The 7,290-nt window shown below is 74.1% G+C and carries 7 protein-coding genes; 5 read left to right on the top strand and 2 right to left on the bottom strand.

Annotated elements, in window-relative coordinates:
* The 3 genes from DKT69_RS40320 to DKT69_RS31800 all read left to right on the top strand — a co-directional run.
* On the top strand, window positions 1–493 hold a 493-nt coding region (locus DKT69_RS40320), incomplete at its 5' end, for a hypothetical protein (RefSeq protein WP_236648480.1).
* A 207-nt stretch (window positions 494–700) separates the two neighbouring features.
* Complete coding sequence (locus tag DKT69_RS31795) at window positions 701–2,641, top strand: DEAD/DEAH box helicase (protein ID WP_438361896.1); 1,941 nt, start codon at window positions 701–703, stop codon at window positions 2,639–2,641.
* Window positions 2,642–2,743: 102 nt separating this feature from the next.
* The gene (locus DKT69_RS31800; RefSeq protein WP_109805127.1) at window positions 2,744–3,364 is read left to right on the top strand and encodes a putative glycolipid-binding domain-containing protein; all 621 of its coding nucleotides are present in this window, start codon (window positions 2,744–2,746) and stop codon (window positions 3,362–3,364) included.
* Window positions 3,365–3,379: 15 nt separating this feature from the next.
* Here DKT69_RS31800 and cds1 read toward each other — a convergent pair whose 3' ends face one another.
* Entirely contained in the window at window positions 3,380–4,471 is a 1,092-nt protein-coding gene (gene cds1, locus DKT69_RS31805) for an L-cysteine desulfhydrase Cds1 (RefSeq protein WP_109805124.1), read from the bottom strand.
* A 22-nt stretch (window positions 4,472–4,493) separates the two neighbouring features.
* On the bottom strand, window positions 4,494–5,336 hold the full coding sequence (locus DKT69_RS31810; RefSeq protein ID WP_109805125.1) for an SDR family NAD(P)-dependent oxidoreductase: 843 nt from the start codon (window positions 5,334–5,336) through the stop codon (window positions 4,494–4,496).
* Between the two features lie 148 nt (window positions 5,337–5,484).
* Here DKT69_RS31810 and DKT69_RS31815 point away from each other — a divergent pair, with 148 nt between their 5' ends.
* Together DKT69_RS31815 and DKT69_RS31820 are read left to right on the top strand one after the other, a co-directional pair.
* Window positions 5,485–6,093, top strand: a complete 609-nt coding sequence (locus DKT69_RS31815) for an IS607 family transposase (protein ID WP_201749961.1) — start codon at window positions 5,485–5,487, stop codon at window positions 6,091–6,093.
* A gap of 149 nt (window positions 6,094–6,242) precedes the next feature.
* A partial coding sequence (locus DKT69_RS31820; RefSeq protein ID WP_201749962.1) for a hypothetical protein occupies window positions 6,243–7,290 on the top strand: 1,048 nt, incomplete at its 3' end.

Below are 7,290 nucleotides of genomic sequence, written 5' to 3' on the forward strand. Positions count from 1 at the left end.
CGCCATGGCCACCCCGGCGGGCGGGCCGGTCTCCGCACCCCCGGTGGTGCCGGCGCCCGCGTTGCCGAGTTGGCCACCGCCGACCAATCCCACCGCGGCGTCCGGGCGCGCCGGCGCCCACCCGTACCCGACCAGCGCGCCACCGGCCGCGGACCGCCCCGTCGGCACGCTGCCCGGCGGGCGGCCCGGCCCCCTCCCCCACCAGAACGGCCCGGGCCTGGCGGGCACCGCCTACGGCGGCACGACCTACGGCGGCACCGAGGGGCCGGGCTTCGCCACCGTGGCGCTCCCGCAGGGCAACCCGCTGGAGAACTCCGGCTCGCTGACCGGGCACATCCTGGCCCAGGGCTGGGCCGAGGACGCCCCGACGACCCGGTCCAGCAACACGAAGGTGGTGATCGTGCTGGCCGCGTCGCTGGGTCTGCTGATCGCGATCAGCCTGCTGGTGGTGTTCCTAGCCAACGACGCGCTGAGCGGGATGACCGGCCGATGATCAGCGGGTGACGGCTCTGGGAAGCATGGTGAGCCCGCCCACTACGGCCTCGCGGTGCGGTGGCGGCTTCGCCGCGCCGCCGTACACTTGGGTGGATCACTGACCCGGCGCGCCTGTCACGCGCCCATGGGCGATCTTGCGGGCGATTCGGCGGCATTCAGCCGCAGCGGGCCATCGCGAAGATGCGCCCCGCTCGAAAGGCATTTCTTGACCACCTTCGCTGACCCCGGCACGTCCCCGTCCGCCCACGACACCCCGGCGCAGGAGAACCCCGCCGCCGTCGACGCCCCCGACTTCGCCGCGCTGGGACTGCCCCGGCAGCTGGTCGCCGCGCTGGCCCGCCAGGGCATCACCACCCCGTTCGAGATCCAGCGGGCCACCCTGCCGGACGCCCTCGCCGGCCACGACGTGCTCGGCCGGGGCCAGACCGGCTCCGGCAAGACCCTCGCCTTCGGCCTGCCGCTGATCGCCCGGCTCGCGGAGCGCAACCGGGCCCGCCCGCTGCACCCCCGGGCCCTGGTCCTGGTGCCCACCCGGGAACTGGCCATGCAGGTCAACGACGCGCTGATGCCGCTCGGCAAGGCCGTCGGCATCTTCGTCAAGACCGCCGTCGGCGGCGTGCCGTACGACCGGCAGATCGACGCGCTCCGCCGGGGTGTGGAGATCATCGTCGCCACCCCGGGCCGGCTCGGCGACCTGGTCGCCCGCGGCGTCTGCAACCTGGACGACATCGAGATCACCGTGCTCGACGAGGCCGACCAGATGGCCGACATGGGCTTCCTGCCGGAGGTCACCGAGCTGCTGGCGAAGACCCCGGCGGACGGGCAGCGGCTGCTCTTCTCCGCCACCCTGGACGGCGACGTCGACTCGCTGGTCAAGCGGTTCATGACCGACCCGGTCACCCACTCGACCGCCCCGTCGACCGCGTCGGTGTCCACCATGGACCACCACCTGCTGCTGATCCCGCCGCACGACAAGTTCGCGGTGGCCGCCTCGATCGCGGCCCGCTCCGGCCGGACGATGCTCTTCGCGCGTACCCAGCTCGGCGTCGACCGGCTGGTCGAGCAGCTCGCCGCGGTGGGCGTACGCGCCGGTGGGCTGCACGGCGGCAAGACCCAGCGGATGCGGACCAAGACCCTGGCCGAGTTCCGTGAGGGCCGGATGAACGTGCTGGTCGCCACCGACGTGGCGGCCCGCGGCATCCACGTCGATGGGGTCACGCTGGTGCTGCACGTCGACCCGCCGAAGGACCCGAAGGACTACCTGCACCGGGCGGGACGTACCGCCCGGGCCGGCGAGTCGGGCGCGGTGGCCACCCTGGTGCTGCCGAAGCAGCGCCGGACCACCCTGGCCATGCTGGAGAAGGCCGGCGTCGCTCCGGCGGAGACCCGGGTCCGGGTCGGCGACCCGGCCCTCGCCGAGCTGATCGGCGCGCGTGAGCCCAGCGGGGTGCCGGTCCGCGAGGAGCCGCAGGAGCACCGCCGCTACGGCGACCGCCCGTCCGGCCCGCGCCGCTTCGGCGACCGGGACGGCCGGCGGTTCGGCGACCGCGGCTCCTTCGACCGGGACGGCCGCGGCGAGCGCCGGTTCGGCGACCGGGGCGAGCAGCGCTTCAGCCGCCCCTCCGGCGAGCGACGCTTCGAGGACCGGCCGACCGGCGAGCGACGCTTCGAGGACCGGCCGACCGGCGAGCGGCGCTTCGGTGACCGGCCGTCCGGCGAGCGACGCTTCGGTGACCGGCCGTCCGGCGAGCGACGCTTCGAGGACCGCGGTCAGGGCGAGCGGCGCTTCGGTGACCGGCCGACCGGCGAGCGGCGCTTCGGCGACCGCGACGACCGGCGTCCGGCCGACCGCGCGGGCCGGGACGACCGGCGCTTCGGCGACCGGCCGACCGGGGAGCGGCCGACCGGGGACCGGCCGACCGGCGAGCGTCGCTTCGAGGACCGCAGTCAGGGCGAGCGGCGCTTCGGTGACCGGGACGCCCGGGGCGAGCGCACGTTCGGCGAGCGGGGCGGCGACTTCCGGTCGGCGGACCCCCGGGGCGGGTTCCGTTCCGAGGGGCGGGGCCGGGACGACCGGCCGCGCGACGACCGGCCGCGCGACGACCGGCGGGGCTTCGGCGGGCGACCGCCGGCGCGTACCCACTGACCTGAACACCGGACGCCGCCGTGGAGCACCCGCTCCGCGGCGGCGTTTTGGCATCCCGCGCCGATGTCCGCGCCGTCGCGTAACGTCCGGTTCATGCCGACCATGCCGCAGTCGCTCTTCTGGACCAGGACGGACACCGCCGGGGCCGAGCACGTCGTCCTCGACAGCCGACAGGGACTCGCCGCGCGGGGTGTGGCGCTGGCGGTGGACCCGATCCCGTACACCTGCCGGTACCAGCTCACCGTCGGTCAGGACTGGTCGGCCACCCGGCTGGAGGCGGAGGCCGAGGGGGCCGGCTGGTCGCGGAGCGTACGGCTGGAACGCACCGGGAACGGCTGGCGGGTGCGGACCGGCGAGCAGGGTGACCTGGACGCGACGTTGCGCGCGGCCGGGCACGCCCCGGCCGGGCTGCCGGGCACGGACGACCCGGGCCGGCTGGCCGACGCGCTCGACCTCGACCTGGGCGGCTCCCCGCTGTTCAACACCCTGCCCGTACGCCGCCTCGGGCTGAGCCGGGCGCCGGCGGACCAGGCCCGCCGGGTGACCGTCGCCTGGGTGCTCGTGCCCAGCCTGGCCGTGGTCCCCGCCGAGCAGGTCTACACCCCGCTCGGGCCCGGCCGGGTGCGCTTCGCCAGCGACACCTTCACCGCGGACCTGGACGTGGACCCGGACGGCTTCGTGGTGCGCTACCCGGGTCTCGCCGAACGGGTCGACCCGCGCTGATCCGCGCTCGTCCGGTCAGGCCGGCCAAGCGCCGGTGGCCAGGAAGCGGTCGATGGTGGCGAGGTGCGGGGCGAGGTCCAGCCCCTGCCGGGTCACCCAGTCGTCGGCGTAGTACGTGTCGACGTACCGGTCACCGGCGTCGCAGATGAGGGTGACCACGGAACCGGTGCGCCCCACCGCCAGCATCTCGGCGATCAGCCCGAACGCGCCCCACAGGTTGGTGCCGGTCGAGCCGCCGACCCGGCGGCCGAGCACCCTCGAGCCGGCCCGCATGGCGGCCAGCGAGGCGGCGTCCGACACCTGGACCATCCGGTCCACCACCGAGGGCAGGAAGGACGCCTCGACGGACGGCCGGCCGATGCCCTCGATCCGGGAGCCGCGGTCGGTCCGCACCGACCAGTCGCCGGCCTGCCAGGCCGGGTAGAAGGCGGAGTTCTCCGGGTCGACCACGCAGAGCTTGGTGGGCAGCCGCCGGTAGCGGGCGTACCGGCCGATGGTGGCGCTGGTGCCGCCGGTGCCGGCGCCCACCACGATCCAGGCCGGCACGGGGTGCCGCTCCAGGGCGAGCTGCGCGTAGATCGACTCGGCGATGTTGTTGTTGCCCCGCCAGTCGGTGGCCCGCTCGGCGTAGGTGAACTGGTCCATGTAGTGCCCGCCGGTGTCCTCGGCGAGCCAGCGCGCCTCGATGACCACCTTGGCCGGGTCCTGCACCAGGTGGCAGCGGCCGCCCTGGAACTCGATCTGGGCGATCTTCTCGGGCGAGGTGGAGGCGGGCATGACCGCGATGAAGGGCAACCCCAGCATCCGGGCGAAGTACGCCTCGGAGACGGCGGTCGAGCCGGAGGAGGCCTCGACGATGGTGGTGTCCGGGCCGATCCAGCCGTTGCAGAGCCCGTAGAGGAAGAGCGACCGGGCGAGCCGGTGCTTCAACGAGCCCGTGGGGTGCACCGACTCGTCCTTCAGGTAGAGGTCGATGCCCCACTCGCGGGGCAGCGGGAAGGGCAGCAGGTGGGTGTCGGCGGACCGGTTGGCGTCGGCCTCGACCGTGGCGATCGCCTCGGTCACCCACGTCCGGCCTGCCTCGTCGCACCGGTCCAGATGTGTCACGTCGGCAACGTTACAAGCGAGGTCAGCTCGGGTTCGGGCCGACCCGGCGGCGCTGCCGGCGCTGCCCGGCCCGGCCCGCGGCCCGGACCACCGGCGTCAGCGCGAGCGCCAGCCGGGGCAGCGCGTCGAGGAGCCGGACCTGGGCGCCGCGCCAGCGCGGCAGGCTGACCACCGGCCGCGGCCGCCGGGCCAGCCGCACGGCCCGCGCGGCCACCCGCTCCGGCGTGAGCAGCGACCCGGTGAAGGAGGCCAGCGCGCCGGGGTCGTCGAGCCGGTCGTGCAGCATCGGCGTCCAGATCCCGTCCGGGCAGAGACATGACACGTGTACGCCCCGGAGCCCGGCCATCCGCAGGTCGGCCAGGGTGCCCAGGCTGAACGCGAGCAGGGCGTGCTTGCTGGCCGCGTAGACCGTCTCGCCAGGCGCGGCGATCAACCCGGCCAGCGAGACGACGTTGAGCACGTGCCCGCTCCCCTGGGCCCGCATGACCTCCAGCGCGGCGAGGGTGCCGTTCATCGCGCCGAGGGCGTTCACCTCGATCTGCCGGCGGCGGGTCGCCGCGTCGTGCGTCCAGGACGGTCCGGTGACCAGGATTCCGGCGTTATTCACCCAGAGCCTCAGCCCGTCGGGCGTCGCCCGCGCCGCCTCGGCGGCGACCGCGGCGCAGGCCGCCTCGTCGCGGACGTCCAGCGCGCGGGACCAGCCGCCGAGCGGCGCCGCGGCGGCGGCCACCGCGTCGGCGTCCAGGTCGGTGAGGAGCACGCTCCAGCCGTCGGCGTGCAGGGCGGCGGCGATCGCCCGCCCCAGACCGCCGGCCGCCCCGGTCACCACGGCCGCCCCGGCCACTCCCCGCGCTGGCGTCGTCATCGGCGCACGGTATCTCCGGACTCCCGTCGGCGCCAGAGCCTGCGCGCCCGTCCAACTCCTCGTTCCGAACCAGGCGTCGGCGGCCGGACGCAGGGTGTACAGCTGTTGGCTGATTAACTAAGCGAACCTATGTGGTACGTTCTTGATCATGTCGTTGCTGCGTCTGGGTCCGGCCGCTGAGTACATCGGTGTGCATCCTGTGACGCTGCGCCGGTGGGCGGATGAGGGACGGGTGGCGGTGACGTGGGTTGGTCGGGAGCGTCGGTTCGACTCTGCGTTGCTCGATGCGTTCGTCGGACGGGGTGAGGCGGAACGGCCGCGCCGTGAGGCGTTGTATGTGCGGGTGTCGGGTACGTCTGGCCAGGAGACGTCGCTGGTGGCCCAAGAGGCGGAACTGCGGGCTACTGCTGCCGCCGAAGTCGTGGCGGTGTTCAAGGACAAGGCGTCTGGGCTGCGGGAGAACCGGCCCGGACTTGCCCGGCTGTTGAAGGGTGCGGCGGCCGGCGAGTTCACTGTGGTAAGAGTGACCCACCGCGACCGGCTGGCGCGGTTCGGCACCGCGTGGCTGACCGCTCTGCTCGCCCGTGACGGGGTGACCGTCGAGGTGCTGCACGCGAAGGGTTCGGCCGGTGGGGTCGAGGAACTCCTGGACGACTTCATGTCTCTGGTCGCCATATTCGCCGGCCGGATGTACGGCCTGCGGTCCCGTGAGGCCAAGCGGCGACTGCTGGCGGCCGCGGGTAAAGGCGTGGGGTAGTGGCTGGCTCCGTGTTGACGTCGACCGCGACCTGCACCGCATACCGGGCGGTGTGCGGCGGTAAGCCCGACGCGCCCGGGGTGCAGGCGCCCGTGACGGGGCGGGTGCTCGCCGAACGGGTCGGGTGGCTGGCGGACCTGGTTCGGGGCATGGCCGACGAGGTGATCGGCGCGCGTTGGTCGGATGCTGACCTTGCGGAGCTTGCCGGTGGGGTCGGCCCTGAGGGGCGGCGGCTGCCGGGCAACGGGTGGATGGCGTTGCGCCGGCTCGGCTGGGGTGCGGTGCCGCCGGCGGGTGTGGTGGTGTCGGACCGGGTTCGTCGGATCGCCGAGGAAGAAGCGGCCCGCATTCTGCGTCTGGCGTGCCACCGTCGTGCGACCGTTGCCGCGCTGCTGGCCACGTGGCCGGCCGATCCGTCCGCTCGCACCGCTGACGAGTGGTCAGCGTTGCGGGCGGCGCTGCCCGACGCAACCGATAGCGCGACGATCCGCAGCCGCACCCGACAGATCACCGGATACGTCCACGGGCATGGCCGGCTGCCGGCGGACCTGTGTGAGTTGGAGGGTCAGCCGGCCGTGGCTCGGCAGGTGAGCCTCGCTGCGGCCGACCGGCAACAGGTCGCCGTCGACCGGGTCGACGACAGCATGGTGCGGGTGTGGTCGCAGCTTCCGATGTGCCCGGCGCCGGCCTCGTACCGCGACTGGGTGTGGCATGCCTTCGATGTTGTGCTGCCGGCGGTCGTGCCAGCCGGGGTGAAGGTGTGCACTCCGACGCTGCGTCCCGGCGATGGCAAGGTTCGCGTCGACCTGCCCTGGCAGACCCCGCACACCCCACCCCGGTTGGACGGCCACACTCGTGCGCTTGGTGTCGACTGGGGTGTGAACACCCTGCTGACCGCGACCGTGGCCGACCTCGACCAGGACGGCACTGTGGTGGTGCAGGGCCGCCCGTTGCGGTTCGACGCGACCGGCGTGTCGGCGAAACTGGTGCGACTACGCCGCCACCGCGAACACCTCAACACCAAAGCCGACCACCTGGCGCGGCTGCGCGACGGCCGGCCCACCCACCACCCTGCCGCAGCGGCATTGAATACGAAGCTCGCCCTCCTGCAGGCCGCGCATACGGCGGTGTGCGCCCGGATCCGGCATCTCAACAAGGCTCTTGCCTGGTCGTCGGCGCGGTGGCTCGTCGACCAGG

The sequence above is a fragment of the Micromonospora sicca genome (assembly GCF_003172935.1).
Lineage (GTDB): Bacteria > Actinomycetota > Actinomycetes > Mycobacteriales > Micromonosporaceae > Micromonospora > Micromonospora sicca.

Excerpts from the sequence above, each read along its gene's own strand:
- DKT69_RS31815 (WP_201749961.1), top strand. The coding sequence starts at position 5,485 with ATGTCGTTGCTGCGTCTGGGTCCGGCCGCTGAGTACATCGGTGTGCAT.
- DKT69_RS31800 (WP_109805127.1), top strand. The coding sequence starts at position 2,744 with ATGCCGCAGTCGCTCTTCTGGACCAGGACGGACACCGCCGGGGCCGAG.
- DKT69_RS31810 (WP_109805125.1), bottom strand. The coding sequence starts at position 5,336 with ATGACGACGCCAGCGCGGGGAGTGGCCGGGGCGGCCGTGGTGACCGGG.